Annotated in this window: 19 protein-coding genes; 13 read left to right on the top strand and 6 right to left on the bottom strand. The window is 63.5% G+C overall.

Annotation, left to right across the window (positions count from 1 at the left end; all coding sequences use genetic code 11):
• Positions 1-95: 95 nt before the first annotated feature.
• Positions 96-1,196, bottom strand: a complete 1,101-nt coding sequence (locus JQ587_RS05915) for an AI-2E family transporter (protein ID WP_212303847.1) — start codon at positions 1,194-1,196, stop codon at positions 96-98.
• Between the two features lie 506 nt (positions 1,197-1,702).
• Here JQ587_RS05915 and JQ587_RS05910 point away from each other — a divergent pair.
• From JQ587_RS05910 to JQ587_RS05900, 3 genes are all read left to right on the top strand, one after another.
• On the top strand, positions 1,703-1,930 hold the full coding sequence (locus tag JQ587_RS05910) for a hypothetical protein (protein WP_212424673.1): 228 nt from the start codon (positions 1,703-1,705) through the stop codon (positions 1,928-1,930).
• 349 nt (positions 1,931-2,279) lie between these two features.
• Entirely contained in the window at positions 2,280-4,319 is a 2,040-nt protein-coding gene (locus JQ587_RS05905; protein ID WP_212424672.1) for an acetoacetate--CoA ligase, read from the top strand.
• 120 nt (positions 4,320-4,439) lie between these two features.
• Positions 4,440-4,742 carry a hypothetical protein gene (locus tag JQ587_RS05900; protein WP_011087444.1) on the top strand — a complete coding sequence of 101 codons (303 nt, stop codon included), beginning with the start codon at positions 4,440-4,442 and terminating at the stop codon, positions 4,740-4,742.
• Between the two features lie 5 nt (positions 4,743-4,747).
• On the opposite strand, the gene JQ587_RS05895 is transcribed toward JQ587_RS05900, so the two are convergent.
• Both JQ587_RS05895 and JQ587_RS05890 read right to left on the bottom strand, forming a co-directional pair.
• The gene (locus tag JQ587_RS05895; RefSeq protein ID WP_212303850.1) at positions 4,748-4,981 is read right to left on the bottom strand and encodes a hypothetical protein; all 234 of its coding nucleotides are present in this window, start codon (positions 4,979-4,981) and stop codon (positions 4,748-4,750) included.
• 337 nt (positions 4,982-5,318) lie between these two features.
• On the bottom strand, positions 5,319-5,603 hold the full coding sequence (locus JQ587_RS05890; RefSeq protein ID WP_212424670.1) for a hypothetical protein: 285 nt from the start codon (positions 5,601-5,603) through the stop codon (positions 5,319-5,321).
• Positions 5,604-5,790: 187 nt separating this feature from the next.
• On the opposite strand from JQ587_RS05890, the gene JQ587_RS05885 reads away from it, so the two are divergent.
• The 3 genes from JQ587_RS05885 to JQ587_RS05875 all read left to right on the top strand — a co-directional run bounded on the left by JQ587_RS05885 (position 5,791) and on the right by JQ587_RS05875 (position 7,418).
• On the top strand, positions 5,791-6,378 hold the full coding sequence (locus JQ587_RS05885; RefSeq protein WP_212303852.1) for a formyltransferase family protein: 588 nt from the start codon (positions 5,791-5,793) through the stop codon (positions 6,376-6,378).
• A 199-nt stretch (positions 6,379-6,577) separates the two neighbouring features.
• On the top strand, positions 6,578-6,928 hold the full coding sequence (locus tag JQ587_RS05880; RefSeq protein WP_212303853.1) for a hypothetical protein: 351 nt from the start codon (positions 6,578-6,580) through the stop codon (positions 6,926-6,928).
• Complete coding sequence (locus tag JQ587_RS05875; protein ID WP_212424669.1) at positions 6,873-7,418, top strand: hypothetical protein; 546 nt, start codon at positions 6,873-6,875, stop codon at positions 7,416-7,418. The genes JQ587_RS05880 and JQ587_RS05875 overlap by 56 nt, the downstream gene beginning before the upstream one ends.
• A 52-nt stretch (positions 7,419-7,470) precedes the next feature.
• Here JQ587_RS05875 and JQ587_RS05870 read toward each other — a convergent pair whose 3' ends face one another.
• Positions 7,471-7,869 (bottom strand): RidA family protein, encoded by a 399-nt coding sequence (locus JQ587_RS05870; RefSeq protein WP_212424668.1) that lies wholly within the window; start codon positions 7,867-7,869, stop codon positions 7,471-7,473.
• A gap of 148 nt (positions 7,870-8,017) precedes the next feature.
• On the opposite strand from JQ587_RS05870, the gene JQ587_RS05865 reads away from it, so the two are divergent.
• Positions 8,018-8,893: a DMT family transporter gene (locus JQ587_RS05865; RefSeq protein ID WP_212424753.1), complete on the top strand. Its 876-nt coding sequence runs from the start codon at positions 8,018-8,020 to the stop codon at positions 8,891-8,893.
• A 204-nt stretch (positions 8,894-9,097) separates the two neighbouring features.
• Positions 9,098-10,510, top strand: coding sequence for a caspase family protein (locus tag JQ587_RS05860; protein ID WP_212303856.1), 1,413 nt, complete (start codon positions 9,098-9,100; stop codon positions 10,508-10,510).
• A 60-nt stretch (positions 10,511-10,570) separates the two neighbouring features.
• On the opposite strand, the gene JQ587_RS05855 is transcribed toward JQ587_RS05860, so the two are convergent.
• Positions 10,571-11,530 (bottom strand): LysR family transcriptional regulator, encoded by a 960-nt coding sequence (locus tag JQ587_RS05855; protein WP_212424667.1) that lies wholly within the window; start codon positions 11,528-11,530, stop codon positions 10,571-10,573.
• A gap of 124 nt (positions 11,531-11,654) precedes the next feature.
• Between JQ587_RS05855 and solA the strand changes: the two genes are divergently transcribed.
• The 5 genes from solA to JQ587_RS05830 all read left to right on the top strand — a co-directional run bounded on the left by solA (position 11,655) and on the right by JQ587_RS05830 (position 16,152).
• Positions 11,655-12,824: an N-methyl-L-tryptophan oxidase gene (gene solA, locus JQ587_RS05850; RefSeq protein ID WP_212424666.1), complete on the top strand. Its 1,170-nt coding sequence runs from the start codon at positions 11,655-11,657 to the stop codon at positions 12,822-12,824.
• A gap of 70 nt (positions 12,825-12,894) precedes the next feature.
• Positions 12,895-13,707: a transporter substrate-binding domain-containing protein gene (locus JQ587_RS05845; protein ID WP_212424665.1), complete on the top strand. Its 813-nt coding sequence runs from the start codon at positions 12,895-12,897 to the stop codon at positions 13,705-13,707.
• Between the two features lie 98 nt (positions 13,708-13,805).
• Positions 13,806-14,549, top strand: coding sequence for an amino acid ABC transporter permease (locus JQ587_RS05840; protein WP_212424664.1), 744 nt, complete (start codon positions 13,806-13,808; stop codon positions 14,547-14,549).
• On the top strand, positions 14,546-15,388 hold the full coding sequence (locus JQ587_RS05835; protein ID WP_212424663.1) for an amino acid ABC transporter permease: 843 nt from the start codon (positions 14,546-14,548) through the stop codon (positions 15,386-15,388). The genes JQ587_RS05840 and JQ587_RS05835 overlap by 4 nt, the downstream gene beginning before the upstream one ends.
• Positions 15,389-15,399: 11 nt before the next feature.
• A complete protein-coding gene (locus tag JQ587_RS05830) occupies positions 15,400-16,152 on the top strand; it encodes an amino acid ABC transporter ATP-binding protein (protein WP_212424662.1) in 753 nt (250 codons plus the stop codon).
• Positions 16,153-16,188: 36 nt separating this feature from the next.
• Here JQ587_RS05830 and JQ587_RS05825 read toward each other — a convergent pair whose 3' ends face one another.
• A complete protein-coding gene (locus JQ587_RS05825; protein ID WP_212424661.1) occupies positions 16,189-16,428 on the bottom strand; it encodes a BrnA antitoxin family protein in 240 nt (79 codons plus the stop codon).
• Positions 16,429-16,430: the final 2 nt, after the last annotated feature.

Genomic DNA, 16,430 nt, shown 5'->3' with positions numbered 1-16,430 from the left:
TCGACGGCCGCTCCGGTTGCTGCCGCTGCCCGCAATTATCCACATGCGGCAAGGCGCGGCCAATCTCGCAGACGTCTCCAGCGCGCGAGGCGCGATCAGGTCTCGTCGGGTGTGGGCGCCTCGGCTGCCCGCTTCGCCGCCGTCCCGATCCACGCCGCTGCCAGCTCCCACGCCACCGACAGGATGATCGGCCCGATGAACAGGCCGACGATGCCGTGGGCGAGCGTGCCGCCGATCACGCCGACGAAGATCACGATGGTCGGCGTGTTGAGGCCGCGTCCCATGACGAGCGGTTTCAACATGGTGTCGATGAAGCCGACCACGACGAAGAACACGGTGAGCACCAACGCCGTCGTGACGTCCTTGGCGGTCCAGATCCAGACGATCACGGGCAGCAGCACGAGGAAGGCGCCGATCTGCACGATCGAGAGCAGCAGCACGATGAAGGCCAGCAGGCCGGCGCTCGGCACCGCCGCGAGCTTGAAGCCGATGCCGGCAAGCAGCGCCTGCACGATGGCGACGCCGATCACGCCTTGCGCAACGGCGCGGATGGTGGCGCCGCCGAGTCCGAGGAAATGCTCGCTCTGCTCCGGCACGATGCGGGACAGGAAACCGCGCCCGGCCGCAACCAGTCGCGGTCCGTGCGGAAACAGGAAGCCGGCGACGAACACCGAAACCAGGAACTGCAGCGTGCCGAGACTGGCATCGCCTGCGAGCACGAGGAGCGGTCCCGCCAGCGGCTGGAGATACGGCGCGACCTCGCGCAGCACGGCGCGGATGTTGGTATAGGCCTGGTCCCAGAGCTCATAGAGCGTGGGTCCGATAAGGGGCCAGGACTTGAGCGACTCCGGCGCCGACTGGAGCGCGAGATCACCGGTGCCGAGCTGGTGCGCGAGCTCCCTCACCCCGTCCACGGCACTGAGGCCGAGCCAGGTGGCAGGCCCGAGGACGATGCCGAGCGTGATCAGAGTCAGGATGGCCGCCGCGGTCTTGGGCCGCCCGCCGAGAGCCTTGGCGACCCAGCTGAACGCCGGATAGAACGCGACCGCGAGCACGGCACTCCAGGCCAGGATCGGCACGAACGGCCGGATGATCAGGAATGTCCAGATGATCAGCAGCGCCAACAGGCCGAGCCGGATCACGAGCTGAATAACGTCCTCGCCCGTCAGGAGCTGACGCAGACTTTTCACAGGCACGGCTTTCCTTGCGGCATCGATCCGGGTTCCGGCGCTTGCGCGGGCCCAGCCTTATTGCGAGCCCCGGGCCGGGCGTCAAGACGAGCAGGCCCCCGGCTCCGGCTGGGGGTGATTAGGAACGCCGCGTCCCGCCGGCATTCCGGGACCATGGCACGCCGTCCCAGGGAGCCCAAAATCCTCGCAGCTGTTCACCGTAGCATTCACTAGGCGCTCAAGCCGAACGCCGCACCCGGCTCTTGGCGCTACGGCTACACGATCGCCGCCAGGGTGCGGTCGGGACGGGTCCAGGGCCGGCTGCCTCGTCTGGCGGTCCGGCGCGTACAGATGCGCATCGACCGCGACATGCGGTCCGGGCAGTCCGAGGCGGCCCCTGGGGCTGCGGCACAGGCGACGAGAGCCCGGTTTGGCTAACGACGATTAACCGGATTTCAGCCGGCCGATTTACGCCGATGCAAAGGCCCGCATCTACGCTTTGCGTCGAGGTCCCCAATAAGAATTGCGGTGCAATGGCCAACAGTCTCTGGACGATCGAAGAATTCACCTGCCCCGGTTGCAGCATGAACTACACCGCGACAAGGGAGGAGCATGCCGAGCCGCATTCAGGCCAATTCAAATGCAGCATCTGCAGCGGCGAGGTGCACTCCTGGTCCGGCAAGCATCATTTCTTTGGCTGGCAGGCGGTGAAGACCAAGCCGGCGGTGTTCGGCCGTCGTTGGGCCGGAGTGCAGTGGTAGGCCTGCGCGGCCGAGCGAACCACAATTGCCCGTTGCAGAGGACGACAGCGATCCTTTGATCATGGCAACTGCTCCGACATGAAAAAAAACCGCGCCGGATTTCTCCGCGCGGGCGTTACGAATTTTTCGATGATGCCACTCTGCTCCTGTTTTGCCCGACGTGTCAAATCCGGATGACGCGACGCCTTGCGCCGTCGAGATCAGGTGAGCTGATCGCGTTGGACGAGGTCCGAGCAGGGCCTGGCCGGCGCCAACTGAAAATGACGAATGCATTCAATGCCCCCGCTACTGTGCATGGGGTTGTTTTCGACATACATTCCCCCTCCCCGCAAATCGAAGCCGACACGCAATGGCCGCTCCTTTCGTCCCGCAGATCGCCCTCTACCGCAATTGGCTCGCTGCGCGGCGTGGCCTGACATTCCAGAATTACGAGGATATGCGGCAATGGTCGGTGCGCGATCTCGACGGGTTCTGGCGCAGCATCTGGGACTATTACGATCTGCAATCGCCGACGCCATTTGAGGCCGTCATCACCGAGCGCAAGATGCCCGGCGCGGTCTGGTTTCCCGGCGCGCAGGTGAACTATGCGCGGCAGGTGTTGCGGCATGTCGACGCGGCGCATGCCGCCGGCCTGCCCGCAATCGTCAGCGGCGGCGAGGACGGCAAGCTCACAGAGACCAGCTGGCCGGAGCTCAAGCGCAAGGCAGCCGCGCTCGCGCTGCATCTGAAGGACTGCGGCGTCCGGCCCGGCGATCGCGTCGCGGCCTATCTGCCCAACATCCCCGAAACCATCATCGCGTTTCTGGCGAGCGCCAGCATCGGTGCGGTCTGGAGCGTCTGCGCGCCTGACATGGCCGCGCCCGCCGTGATCGACCGCTTCAAGCAGATCGAGCCCAAAGTGCTGATCGCCTGCGACGCCGTCACCTATGCCGGGCGCGGGCATGATCGCAAGGACGTCGTCGCCGAGTTGCGGCGATCGCTACCGAGCGTCGAGCACGTCATCCTGCACAGCGAAGCCGCCGCGGCGGACGCGCGGCTGTCCGACATCACCGCAGGGACGGGCACCGTGATCGACGCGTTCGAGCCGATGTGGCTGCCGTTCGATCATCCGCTCTGGATCGTCTATTCCAGCGGCACCACCGGCCTGCCGAAACCGATTGTGCACGGCCATGGCGGCATCGTCATCGTGGCGCTGGCCCTGCTCGGTCTGCACAACGACCTCGGCTGTTCCTACCACGAGAACTCCTTCGGCGAGCGCTATCACTGGTACTCTTCGACCGGCTGGATCATGTGGAACTGCCAGGTCGGCGGCCTGCTCAGCGGCACCACCTGCTGCATCTTCGACGGCAGTCCCGGCGGCACCAAGGACAAGCCGGACTGGTCCACGCTGTGGCGCTTCGTGGCACAATCGAAAGCAACGTTGTTCGGCGCGGGCGCGGCGTTCTTCGCCAACTGCGCCAAGGCGGAGATTGATCTCGCTGCTGTCGGCGACCTGTCGCAATTGCGCTGTCTCGGCTCGACCGGCTCGCCGCTCAGCGCCGACACGCAAGCCTGGTTCAACGACCGCTTCGCGGCGCTGTCGAAAACAAATGGCAGCGCGGCACAAGCCGACATCTGGTGGGCGAACATCTCCGGCGGCACCGATTTCGCCGGCGCCTTCATCGGCGGCAACCGCGAATTGCCGCAGACACCGGGGGCCATGCAGTGCCGGCTGCTGGGCGCGGCGGTCGAAGCTTTCAGCGAACAGGGTCGCGCCGTGATCGACGAGGTCGGCGAGCTCGTCTGCACCGAGCCGATACCGTCGATGCCGCTCTATTTCTGGAACGACAAGGGCGACGTTCGCTATCGCGCCAGCTATTTCGAGACCTATCCCGACAATTTCGACGGCAGCGGCCGCGGACCGGTGTGGCGCCACGGCGACTGGCTCAAGGTCAATCCGGACGGCTCCTGCGTGATCTATGGCCGCAGCGATGCCACCATCAACCGGCACGGCCTGCGCATGGGTACGAGCGAGCTGTACTCCGCGATCGAGGCGCTGCCGGAGGTGCTCGATAGCCTCGTCGTCGATCTCGAGTATCTCGGCCGCGACAGCTACATGCCGCTGTTCGTCGTGCTGCGTGACGGCGTCGCCTTCGATGGCGCGATGCAGGCGAAGATCAACAAGGCGATCGAGGCCGGCTTGTCACGACGATTCCTGCCGAACGAGATCTTTGCAGTGGCCGAGATCCCGCGCACGCTCTCGGGCAAGAAGCAGGAGCTGCCGATCAAGAAGCTCTTGCTCGGCCAGCCCGTCGAGAAGGTCATCAACCGGGAGGCGATGGCCAATCCGGCCTGCCTCGACTGGTATCTCGCCTTCGCGCGCGACTATCTGGCGCGAACCGCCGCCTGAACTCGGCGACGCGGACAGGCCGTGGGTATGCCAGATCGGCCCAATTGCACCATCGGCATTTGCACTCCGTTCACCGATCGCCGCTAGACGGATCAGGATCTCCTCCAGCGAACCGCAGCCATGGCCGACCTCAACGCCGTCCTCACCAGGCTCAACGACCGCCTGCTCCGCCTCGAAGGCGAGCTGTTCGTGCTGCGCTCGCTGGCGCGTGCGACGCTGACCGCGGGTGACGATCACGCCGCGCGCATGCGCAAGCTGGTCGAGGCTGCCAAGGTCGCGCTCGACGACGAAGCAAAACGTGAGCTCGACAAGCCCACGCGCAAATATGTCGATGCGGCAACGGCGCTGGTAGAGGAGTTGCTGGTCGAGCCGACTCCGGCACGGCCGCTGTTCACCGTCATCGACGGCGGCCGGCGCGACTGAACGCGTCAGACCGTCGTGCCGCCGGGCTCCGTGGATTCAGCCTTCAGCCGGCTGAGACCTTCCTCGATGATCGCGATCTCCTCGTCGATCTTGCTGATCGCCAGGCTGAAATCGTAAGCACCCGACCTGCTCTTCAGATCGACGGCGAGGCGCTGCCTGTGCATCATCAGCTCGTCGAGGCCACGGCGATTCTTCAGGCGCACATAGGCGTCCACGATTTGCGCAATTGCATTCGACATGAAATTGGTCCCGGCAAAAATGCCCGCACAGCGCACCTACGCCGGCGGGGCATTTTTGGTGTCGCGGTACGCAATACAAATCCGCGACAGATTAGTCGATACGACAGCCAGGTTGAGAACGCGTTACCGTTTGATGATTTTGTGGTCGTAGAAATAAAAAGCCGCTGGCGATCGCGCCAGCGGCCAAAGCCGGGTTCGAAAATGGATCCGGAATGAAATTTAGCCAGCCCCGGTAAGCGCACGTTCTAACGACACACAGCGGCTTCCGTCTGTCGGAAACGAAACACAGGAACCGGCGTATTGATCATTTGTGGCTGAGCGTTGCCGCGCGGCAACGCTAGTCGACGACGCAAAAATACTTCCGCGGCAGCCTGCGGTAGGCGCCGTAACGATAGTACGGCCTGTAGGCGTAGCCACGATAAAGCGCCGGCGGCTCCTCGCCGTAATAGGCGTTGTGATAGAAATTGTAGATCGTTCCTTCCGCGCAGCGATAGCTGTCCCAAGTCGGACCGATGAAGGGCGCCACGCCGATTTCGGGCGGGACTGCCGGGTATGGCCCGCCGGCGCGGGCCGGAGCGGCCGCGATCAGGACAGCGGGAAGGACAAACCACGCGCTTCGCATGTGCTGGCTCCGAGCCGGTCGTAATACGCCCATGGAAGCACCTGAACAGGCGGCAACGCAATTGCCGAGTTCATCGCTCCCCACCCTTCGCATTGTTGATAACCGCCGCAAACGCCGCGCGGGTGGTGACAGGACGGCCGGACGTGTTATCGGGGGATGACGCAGCTGCGAGACGGATCAGACACCCATGCGCATTACCCTCGTCGGCTCCCGCCATTTCGGCGTGACCACCCTGAACATGCTCCGCGAGCACGGCGTCGGGATCGTGCGGGTTGTGGTGGCCGATGCGGATGACCGCCTGGCCGCGACCGCCAAGGCCGCCGGCATCGAGGTGGTGGTGCAGGCCAATCCCAAGCTCGTGGTCGCCTCCGAAATCGCCCCCGACACCGATCTGATCATCACCGCGCACAGCCATGCCCGGATCGGCAAGGACGCCCTCGCCGCCGCCAAGCTCGGCGGCATCGGTTATCACCCCTCGCTGCTGCCGCGCCATCGGGGCAAGGCCGCAGTGGAATGGACCATCAAGGAAGGAGATCCGATCGCTGGCGGCACCATCTATCACCTCGCCGACCGCATGGACGCCGGCGCCATCGCCGCCCAGGACTGGTGCTTCGTCAAGAAGGGCGAGACCGCCCGCGAGCTCTGGGAGCGTGCGCTGGCCCCGCTCGGCCTCAAGCTGCTGGCTGACGTGATCGACTACGCCAAGGTCCACAAGGCGTTGCCGGCCAAGGCTCAGGACGAGCAGTTCGCGACCTCAGCTCCGAGCCTGTCCTAGAGCTGCTCCATCCTGCGTCTCGCCTGACGTTAACGATTAACGTGAGGGGGCCTTGATTCCGCTTCGAAAATTAGAACCGAAAACGCAAATAAACCATTGTTCCCACAGGAACAATTTTCGACCTTGCATTGCACCAAATTTCCGTCACATTTCCTCCGAATAAGAGTCAGCATATCAGACAGATTCAAGGACGGAATTCATGCGTTTTGGTCGCATCGCGGCATTCTGCGCCGCTTCAATTATTACCGCCCCCCTCGCCGCCCCGGCCGTCGCCCAGACCCCGTTTGACGGCAATTGGCAGGTCACCATCGTGACCAAGACTGGTTCCTGCGAGCCGACCGCGAGCTCGATGCTGACGGTTGCCGACGGCAAGATCACTGCGCCCGGTGCTAACGTTTCCGGCACCATCGGCAGTGGGGGCCTTGTTAAAGTTTCGATCAATGGTGCATATGCCAACGGTCAACTCAGCGGCAACGCCGGATCGGGGAAGTGGAATGGAGCATCTGCAGGCATACCGTGCAGCGGGCGGTGGGAAGCATCGCGCCAATAAGCAATTCTGGACGAGCGTCCTCACCCGGCGGCTGCTCGTGGCGGCCGCCGTTTTGTTTGTGACGGCTGTTGCCAGCTCGGAGAGCAGAGCCCAGTCCGGTCCTTTCGCGCCGCTGGCGGGAAGCTGGAGCGGCGCCGGCACCGTCACCCTGGATGACGGGTCCACCGAACGTATCCGCTGCCGGGCCAAATACGCCCCGATCGGACCGACCATGGAGATGTCGCTGACCTGCGCCAGCGATGCCTACAAATTCAACCTCGGCGCTAGCGTTAAGGCCGAGGGCAGTGCCATCACCGGCAATTGGTCGGAGACCAGCCGCAACATCTCTGGCTCGCTCCAGGGCCGCGGCGGCGGCGGAAACTACGAGCTGGTTGCCTCGGCCGCCGGCTTCAACGCCAACATCTCGCTGAAGACCTCTGGCAACAAGCAGAGCGTCCGGATGCGCGCGGACAGCCAGTTTCGCGGCGCAGACATGACGCTGTCGCGCTGAGCCGTCCGGCCACAAAGCAATCGACCCGGCGACCTCGCCGGGTCGATTTTTTTTATGCGCCAGGCACAAACGCCGTGACCTCGATCTCCACCTTGGCCCGGTCATCGACGAGGCCACCGATATAGAGCAGCGTCGACGGCGGGAAATTGCGCCCGAGCGTCTCCTTCCAGGCCGCACCAATGCCGGCGCCTGCGGCCTCATATTCGCTGCGGCTAGTCAGATACCAGGTCAAACGCACGATGTGCTCAGGGCCCGCGCCTGCCTCGGCGAGAAGCTTGATGGTCCGCTTCAACGCGGCCGCGACCTGGGCTGCCATGTCGGGAAGGTAATCGCCGGTCTCGTCGCCGCCGGTCTGCCCGGCCAACACGACCCAGCGGCCCGGCCCCTCCGCCACGACGCCATGTGAAAAACCCCGGGGTTTCTTCCATTCGGCCGGCTGCAAGATGCGCATGAGCGGAGATCTCCCGATCTTCTTGTTGATCTGCGTCTGGATTACCACGCCGCGCTGCATCGCTGCATCCGCAGATTTGGCCGTTGCCAATGCCAGCGATGTCGCCGATACCGGCCTCCCCTCAGCTTTGACCTCCTGCCCCGCATCGATGAGCGCAACACCGTCCAAAACGATGGCCGCACTTTGGATGGCCGGCTGGCTATCCCTGATGCTGGTCATGGCGGTCGCGGGGCGCGAGACCACGCGCGAGTTGAGCGTCTTCCAGATCATGGAAGTACGCTCGCTGATCGGCTTCACGCTGCTGCTGCCACTCATCTACCGGGCCGGCGGCGCCAAGGCAGTCGCAACCAAACGCCTGCCTCAACACCTCGTCCGCAACGGCGTGCATTATTTTGCACAGCTCGGCTGGTTCCACGCATTGACGCTGATTGGAATCGGCCAGGTCGTCGCGATCGAATTCACGATGCCGATCTGGACCGCGCTATTGGCCGCGACCTTCCTGTCCGAGCGCATGACCAGCTGGAAGATCGGAGCCATCGTGCTCGGCATCGTCGGCGTCGTCATGATCGTGCGGCCCGCCACGGGCGAGGTCGATCCGGGCCAGTTGATCGCGCTCGGCGCCGCGATTGGCTTCAGCATTTCCATGGCTCTGGCGAAATCGCTGACGCGGACCGAGAGCGCCTTGTCGATCCTGTTCTGGATGATCGTGGTGCAGATGGTCATGGGCCTGCCGCCGACGCTCTATGTCTGGACCTGGCCGTCGGTCACCCTCTGGGGTTGGCTCTTTGTCATCGGGGTCTGCGGCACTTTCTCGCACTATTGCCTCGCCAGCGCGCTGCGTTACGCGGACGCGACCATCGTGGTTCCCATGGACTTCCTGCGGGTTCCCCTCACCGCGACGGCCGGCTGGCTGCTTTATTCGGAGCGCCTCGACTCCTTGACCGTTCTGGGTGCGGCCCTGATCCTGTTCGGCAATCTCCTGAATCTGAAGCCTGCCGCACCGGTTCCCGCACGCGCGCAGTGAACCGGGGCGCGGCCTGCCGCGACAAATCAGAGTGATCGAGCGTGATATGGATCACGCTGGAAGAGCATTCCATCGTGCACATTTGGTCACAGGGTCGGGTGAATTGGGTGCACCGCCGTTTTGCTTGCGCGAGGCCGGGGGCTTTCGTGTAGGTTCGCACCCAATTTGTTGCTGCCCATTATTTGATTCTGTTGGGGATTCCACATGCGCACTCTCACCATCATCGTTTCGCTGATGTGCATGGCGCTGTCGGTCAGCGCCGCGAAGGCCGACCGTCGCGTCGCTTTCGTCGTCGGCAACGGCGCCTATAAGAACGTCGCGCAACTGCCGAACCCGCCGATCGACGCCAAGGCGATGGCATCGACGCTGCGCAATGTCGGCTTCGACGTGATCGAAGGATCCAATCTCTCGCGCGACCAAATGACGGAGAAACTGCTTGATTTCGGCCGCAAGGCTCAGGGCTCCGACATTGCGATATTCTATTATGCCGGCCATGGCATTGCAGTCGGCGGCACCAATTATCTTCTGCCCGTCGATGCCGACATCAAGTCGGAGATGGACGTCAAGCTCGGGGCCGCCATCAACATCGACCTGACGCTCGACCAGACCATGGGAGATGCCAAGGTCAAGCTGGTGTTCCTCGACGCCTGCCGCGACAACCCCTTTGCCGCCAAGATCAAGTCGAACTCCGCCACCCGCAGCGTCAACGTGGGGAGCGGTCTCGCCGAGATGAAGTCCGGCGAAGGCACGCTGATCGCGTTCGCGACCGGCCCGGGCCAGACCGCGCTCGACGGCCAGGAGGGCAACAACAGCCCGTTCACCCGCGCGCTGATCGACAACATCACCAAGCCCGGCGTCGAGATCCAGCAGGCGATGACCTCCGTCCGCGCCCAAGTCAATGAAGAGACCCACAAGGGCCAGCTGCCCTGGGGGCACACCAATCTGATCGGCGCGGTCTATCTCAACCAGGCGCCGACGACCCAGGTCGCCAACGCGGCGCCAACGGCAACCGCTGCGCCAGCCGCAGCGGCCAGCGGCTCAGAGGCTGAAGTCGAGTTCTGGCGCTCGGTGAAGGAGTCCAACAAGGCGGAAGAGCTCAACGCCTATGTCACCGCCTATCCGAACGGCCAGTTCAAGGCGCTGGCACTGGCGCGGCTCGCGGCGATCAAGAGCGGACCGTCGACCACGACCCGCACCCTCAACGCCGGCGTCGATCCCGCGACCTTCACCGAAGAGGCGAGCCAGCTCACCGAGGACCAGATCGGGCTCGACAAGAACCAGCGCCGCGACGTGCAGCGTCGGCTCACGGGGCTCGGCTTCGACACCAAGCAGACGGGTGTCTTCACCGACGAGACCCGCACGGTGTTGAAGCGCTGGCAGGCGGCGCGCGGCTATCCCTCGTCGGGCTACCTCAACAAGCTTCAGCACAAGGCCATGCTTTCGGAGATTGTGGCTGCCCCGCCGACCGCAAGTGACAACAGTCAGAAGGCGGCCCGGCGCGCCAGCGCGCCCAGCAGCGCACCGGCTCCCCAGCGTAACAACGCGGGTGATGCTGCCGGCGCAGCCTTCGTCGGCGGCGTCGTCGGCGGCATGATGGGCGGCATGTTCCGCCGCTGAGGCGCAACAGATCACAAGCAAAAAAAGCCCGGCCTCACCGCCGGGCTTTTTCGTTGCCAGCTAGTAATCCTGAGTGAACCAGGGCACCAGCGTCCGGATTCGCGGCATCGCCTGCGTCGTGATGCTCATTCGCGCCATCTCTGCGACGCGCGGGGCCAGGGACGAGAGATCTCCGCGACGGGTGACCAGAAGCAGCTCACGAAAAAATCCAGGGCCCGGCAAAGGCAGCGCACTGACCTGAGCCGCATGAGCGAGTCCCTGCAACAGACACAGCGGCGTGGTGATCGCCACGCCCATTCCTGTTGCGACCATCGCAACCAGGCTGTCCGAGGTGTCGAACTCGAAGGCCCGTGGCGGACGAATGCCCAGACGGCTCAGATGACGCTCGACCTGCGCACCGGCCCAGGAACGCTCGCTGTACCGAACCAGGCGATGTCGTGCGAAGATCTCCCGCAGATCAAGGCCGGCAAATTCGGCCTCCATGCCGCGCGGCACCACCAACAGATTTGGCTCGCGATAGAACGGAAAGCGCTCGATATCATACAGGTCATCCATCGCATCGCATGTGATCGCGGCGTCGATCTTGCGATTCATCAGCGCCTCGGCATGTGAGTGAGCGAGGCCCGACCACACGGACAGACTGAGGGCGATGTCGCCCGTCATGAGTTCTTTGACGAGGTGCGCGCCGACCGTGGCGGCATAGGAGTCGACGAGGCCGAGCCTCAGATCAACCCGTTCAGACTGTTCCGCCGCGACCCGGAGTGCGCTGAGAAGCGCATCAAAGTCGCGGTTCAGGTCGAGAACGCGGCCTGCAAGAATACGCCCCGCCCGGGTGGGCGTGAGCGGCCGGCGGGTCCGGTTGAAGAACGCGACCCCGACCGCGGCCTCGGCGCGCCGGACCGCCTGGGACACGGCGGATTGCGTCATCCCGAATTGGCGGGATGCCTCCAGCATGCTGCCTGAGTCCGCGACGGCGGCGACGATCTGGAGGCTTCGTAGGTCTGGGACCGGTGGCTGCATTTCACGACTTAAGCAAAAGTCATATGAAGATGCAAATTCACTTCATTGCATGAATTATCCTTGTCGCGAAGCCGCATTCAAAAGCACAATCCTCGCTGTCCTAACAATTGAGCAGTTTCGATCGATGAGCGAGCGAGCGGATATTCTGGTGATCGGCCTCGGTGCCATGGGCAGCGCGACCCTCTATCAACTGGCCAAGCGAGGGGTGAAGGCGATCGGCCTCGATCGCTTTGCCCCTCCCCACACCATGGGATCCAGCCACGGCGAAACCCGCATCACCCGGCAGGCGGTCGGCGAAGGCCGCGACTACGTACCCCTGGTGCTCGACACCCACCGGATCTGGCGTGAGCTCGAAGCAGAGACCTCAGCCGAGCTGCTGAACCCATGCGGTCTCGTCGTCATGGCGCCCGGTGTTGGCGAGACGTCGCACCACGGCAAGCCAGATTTCGTCGCACGCTCGATTGCAGCGGCGCGTGACTTCGGCATCGCGCATGAAGTGATCAACGGGCGCGAGGTGGCTCACCGCTTCCCGCAATTCCTGAACCTCGAAGGTAACGAGAAGGCCTATTACGAACCCGGCGGCGGGTACGTGTTTCCCGAGCGCTGCATCAAGGCACAGCTGACGCGCGCCGAGCAGCTCGGAGCAACGATACGTACGGGCGTCGAGGTTCTCTCAATCGTGCAGAGAGGCTCCGCCGTTCGGGTGGAAACGTCCTCAGGTACTTTCGAAGCAGACCAAGTGGTGGTGTCGGCCGGCGGCTGGAATGCACACCTGCTCGGCGCACCGTTCGACCGCATACTCAGCGTAAAGCGTCAGGTGCTGCACTGGTACGAGCTCGATGACATCAGCGCGTATCGCGCCAACGCTCCCGTGTTCATCTGGATGCACGGCGCGACTGACATCGATTACCTCTACGGCTTCCCGCCCCTATCAGGCGACCGCCGCCTCAAGGTCGCGACCGAGCAGTACGAAACCAGCACGACGGCCGATACCGTCGCCCGCACCGTTGATCCCAAAGAGTCGGCTGAGATGTACCGGAGACACGTCGAGGGGCGGCTCGCGGGCGCCACACCGCGCGTCGCACAGGCGGCCGCCTGCATCTACACGGTGACGCCCGATCGAGGCTTCATCATCGACCGGCATCCCGCCCGGGACAGGGTCTTCGTCATCTCGGCCTGCTCAGGCCATGGCTTCAAGCACTCGGCAGGGATCGGCAATGTCGCGGCCGCGATGGTGACCGAAGGTCGAAGCGCGATCGACCTTGCCCCATTCTCCGTGTCCCGGTTTTCGTGAGATCTGGCACGAACTTTGTACCGCCGAAAACCGACACGTATCGTGATTGCAACTCTGGAGGTGTCATCCGATGAAGAATTTGATCCGTTCCATGATGACAAGTGCCACGCTGCTGCTGATGCTTGGCAGTGCGCAAGCGGCCGATGGCGTCGATGCCATCAAGCAGCGCGGCACGTTGAACGTCGGCGTCAAGGCTGACTACAAGCCGTTCGGATACCGCGATCCCGCAGGAAATGTCGTGGGCATCGAGCCGGATCTGGCCGCGGACATCGCCAAGCGCCTCGGCGTCAAGCTCGAACTCATTCCCGTCGCAGCGTCGAACAGGATCGAGTTTCTTCAGCAGGGAAAGATTGACCTGCTGATTGCGACCATGTCGGACAGGCCTGAACGCCGCCGCGTCGTTCAAGCCATCGAGCCGCTATATTATTCGGACTATGTGAACATCCTTCTCAACAAGAAAGCCGGCATCAAGGACTGGGCCGACCTCAAGGGGAAACCCGTCTGTGCGACCTCGGGCGCCTGGTACAACAAGGACATCGCCAAATCCTACGGGCCCGAAATCGTTGCGTTCGACGGCTCGGAGAAACCTCTGTTCGCCATGAAGCAAGGAAACTGCGTCGGCTATGTCTACGATCAGACGTTCCTGCAAGGCAAATTGCTCGAGGACGAGTGGAAGATGGACTACGACCTCCCGCTGAAAGGCGTTCTGCCGTCGCCCTGGATGATCGCAGTTGCGCTCGACAATACCAGCCTCCAGACGCTGCTGGAGGACACGACAAAGGACTGGATGAAGACAGGTTTCATCGTCGCGGCAGAAAAGAAGTGGGGCATCACGCCGACCGAGTATTCGCTCTCCATGCACGAGCAATTCAAGGATAAATAGACTGACGAAACGGAGCGCCGGAGACGTCCGGGGCTCTGAACAGGTCGAGCCCATGCATTGATACGAGGCATCGCCTCGGCATCCCGGTGTCGCGCAACATGCAAGCAATCGGCAACTGGTTTCAGCACCTCTACGAGACGACGGGGCTGAATTTCTCGGTCTTTTACGACGCCTACGACTGGGACCGCTATTTCGCCGGGCTCAAGATGACACTGCTCCTCAGCGTCACGACCATCCTCCTGAGCCTCCTCATCGGTGCGCTTGGGGCCCTGGCGCAGGGCAGTCTGTCCCGGATGTTGCGGATCGGCGTCGATGCTTTCGTCGTGGTGTTCCGCAACACCCCGCCGCTGGTCCAGATCTTCTTTTTCTATTTCGGCCTCGGCACCATGCTGCCGGCCGTCGAGACGGCGGGCATGCGCGTTCCGCTGCTGAGCAATGTCCAATGGGCGATCATTTCGCTGTCGCTGTTTGCAGCAGCGTTCAATGTCGAAATCTTTCGCTCCGGCATCGAGGCGGTACCGAGGACGACATTGGAAGCCGCCGAAGCGCTCGGATACACGCGCTTCAAGGCCTATGTTCATATCGTGCTGCCGCTCGCGCTTCGCGTTTGCCTTCCCGCGCTGAACAACAACCTCGTCAATTTGCTCAAGACGACGACGCTGGCCTACGCCATCGCCGTCCCCGAAACGCTGTACGCGGTCAAGCAGATCTGGTCGGAATCGCAGAACGTCTTTGAGATGATGGTCGTGCTGCTCGCGACCTACGGCATCCTTGTCGGCATTCTCGTCTGGTTGATGCATCGCTGGGAGCGGGCGATGCGCATTCCCGGATATGCGCGATGACGAGCGAGGAGCCCGGGCACCGGCTTGCCGTCCTGCTGCCGTATCGTCTCGCGCCAGTCAGGATCTCCCTTCGGATCAGTCCGTTGTCCGCTGCCATCCTCTGCTTCTGCGCCATCATGGCTGCATCCACCGCGTGGGCGCAGAGCGGACCGACCATGCTGTCGCCATTCCAGGTCATCCTGAAATGGTCCCCCTTGCTCTTGCGCGGGTTCGCCTTCAACATCCTGATCTCGCTGCTGGCCATGCTGCTCGGCACCATTGCCGGGCTCGGCCTCGGTCTGGGCCTGTTGTCGGAGTTCCGGCCCATCGCCGCGGTCAGTTGGCTCCTCACGCAGTTCTTCCGCAACGCGCCCTGGCTGGTACTGCTGTTCTTCGTGATGTTTCTGGTGCCGTTCCAGGTCACCCTGTTCAAGACGACCATCCCCTTGCCGGACTGGATCAAGGCGACGGTCGGCTTCGCCCTGCCCGTCATGGCGAATGTCGCCGAGGTCGTCCGTGGCGCCGTCCGCTCGATTCCGTCGACGCAATGGGAGGCCGCGGAATCGCTCGCGTTCACACGGCGGCAGACGATGTGGCTGATCATGCTGCCGCAATGTATCAAGCGCATGCTGCCGCCCTGGATGAACGTTTATGCCCTCGTTGCGATGTCGACGGTCCTGGCCTCGATCGTGGGCGTTTCGGAGATGCTGACGCTGACGGCACAGGTGCACGCCGCCGAGGGCGGCAGGCCCGAACTGTTCGCGCCGCTCTACGGTTTCGCGCTGCTGTGCTTCTTTCTCTATTGTTATCCGATCAACCTCTGGACCGCCCGCCTCGAGCGCCGGTTCCGCGTGCGCTGAGGGACAAGACCATGGCCACGAGCTGGACTCCGGATCAGCCCATCGTTCAATGCGTCGACGTCAGAAAATCCTTCGGCGCTCTCGAGGTCCTGAAAGGCATCAGCCTCTCCGTCAGGAAAGGCGAGGTGATCTGCATCATCGGCCCGTCGGGATCCGGCAAATCCACGCTGATCCGCTGTATCAATGCGCTCCAGCCGATTACGTCCGGCAGCATTCAGATCGAAGGCATCGAGGTCACCGATCCCAAGCTCGACAAGCTGGCGCTCCGGCGCAAGGTCGGGATGGTATTTCAGCAGTACAATCTCTTCCCGCACAAGACCGCAATGCAAAACGTGATGATGGCGCCGATCCATGTCCTTCGCCAGAACCGCGACGAGGTCGAGGCGCGCGCCCGGACGCTGCTGGCCAAGGTGCGGCTCGCGGGGAAAGAAGACAGCTACCCCGGTGAACTCTCCGGCGGACAGCAGCAGCGCGTGGCGATTGCCCGCTCACTGGCGATGCGGCCGGACATCATGCTGTTCGACGAGGTGACCGCCGCGCTCGATCCGGAAACGGTCAAGGAGGTCCTCGTCACCATCCGGGAGCTGGCCGAGGACGGGATGACCTGCATCCTCGTCACCCATGAGATGAACTTCGCGCGCGAGGTCGCCGACCATGTCTACTTCACCGATCGCGGCGTGATCGTCGAGCACGGCCCGCCGGACACATTGTTCACGGCGGCCAGGGACGCGCGCACCCAGCGGTTCCTGTCGCAGGTGCTCTGAGGCGGCCGCCAGGTCCCTGGGGGGTGCGTCAGACGCCTACTTCCCCGCCGCCTTGCGTAAGGCCTCGTTGATGCGGTCCTGCCAGCCCGGACCGCCCTCCTGGAAGAACTCCAGCACGTCCTGGTCGATGCGCAGGGTGACCTGCTCCTTGATGCCAGGCGCCACGTTCTGCTTCGGCGGCGCTGCGGCGACCTTGGCCGTCACTTTCTTGAACGCCGCCTCGGCCTCCGACCGCGCATCGCCCAGCGTGCGCGGCCGCCTCGGTTGTTCCGCCATCT

The organism is Bradyrhizobium manausense (assembly GCF_018130615.1).
Lineage (GTDB): Bacteria > Pseudomonadota > Alphaproteobacteria > Rhizobiales > Xanthobacteraceae > Bradyrhizobium > Bradyrhizobium manausense_A.
This window is presented reverse-complemented; position numbering and strand designations above follow the sequence as displayed.

Bases quoted from the DNA above. Each gene is read 5' to 3' on its own strand.
- JQ587_RS05910 (WP_212424673.1), top strand. From the start codon at position 1,703: ATGGCCAACAGTCTCTGGACGATCGAAGAATTCACCTGCCCCGGTTGC.
- JQ587_RS05905 (WP_212424672.1), top strand. From the start codon at position 2,280: ATGGCCGCTCCTTTCGTCCCGCAGATCGCCCTCTACCGCAATTGGCTC.
- JQ587_RS05900 (WP_011087444.1), top strand. From the start codon at position 4,440: ATGGCCGACCTCAACGCCGTCCTCACCAGGCTCAACGACCGCCTGCTC.
- JQ587_RS05895 (WP_212303850.1), bottom strand. From the start codon at position 4,981: ATGTCGAATGCAATTGCGCAAATCGTGGACGCCTATGTGCGCCTGAAG.
- JQ587_RS05890 (WP_212424670.1), bottom strand. From the start codon at position 5,603: ATGCGAAGCGCGTGGTTTGTCCTTCCCGCTGTCCTGATCGCGGCCGCT.
- JQ587_RS05885 (WP_212303852.1), top strand. From the start codon at position 5,791: ATGCGCATTACCCTCGTCGGCTCCCGCCATTTCGGCGTGACCACCCTG.
- JQ587_RS05880 (WP_212303853.1), top strand. From the start codon at position 6,578: ATGCGTTTTGGTCGCATCGCGGCATTCTGCGCCGCTTCAATTATTACC.
- JQ587_RS05875 (WP_212424669.1), top strand. From the start codon at position 6,873: ATGGAGCATCTGCAGGCATACCGTGCAGCGGGCGGTGGGAAGCATCGC.
- JQ587_RS05870 (WP_212424668.1), bottom strand. From the start codon at position 7,869: ATGCGCATCTTGCAGCCGGCCGAATGGAAGAAACCCCGGGGTTTTTCA.
- JQ587_RS05865 (WP_212424753.1), top strand. From the start codon at position 8,018: ATGAGCGCAACACCGTCCAAAACGATGGCCGCACTTTGGATGGCCGGC.
- JQ587_RS05860 (WP_212303856.1), top strand. From the start codon at position 9,098: ATGCGCACTCTCACCATCATCGTTTCGCTGATGTGCATGGCGCTGTCG.
- JQ587_RS05855 (WP_212424667.1), bottom strand. From the start codon at position 11,530: ATGCAGCCACCGGTCCCAGACCTACGAAGCCTCCAGATCGTCGCCGCC.
- solA (WP_212424666.1), top strand. From the start codon at position 11,655: ATGAGCGAGCGAGCGGATATTCTGGTGATCGGCCTCGGTGCCATGGGC.
- JQ587_RS05845 (WP_212424665.1), top strand. From the start codon at position 12,895: ATGAAGAATTTGATCCGTTCCATGATGACAAGTGCCACGCTGCTGCTG.
- JQ587_RS05840 (WP_212424664.1), top strand. From the start codon at position 13,806: ATGCAAGCAATCGGCAACTGGTTTCAGCACCTCTACGAGACGACGGGG.
- JQ587_RS05835 (WP_212424663.1), top strand. From the start codon at position 14,546: ATGACGAGCGAGGAGCCCGGGCACCGGCTTGCCGTCCTGCTGCCGTAT.
- JQ587_RS05830 (WP_212424662.1), top strand. From the start codon at position 15,400: ATGGCCACGAGCTGGACTCCGGATCAGCCCATCGTTCAATGCGTCGAC.
- JQ587_RS05825 (WP_212424661.1), bottom strand. From the start codon at position 16,428: ATGGCGGAACAACCGAGGCGGCCGCGCACGCTGGGCGATGCGCGGTCG.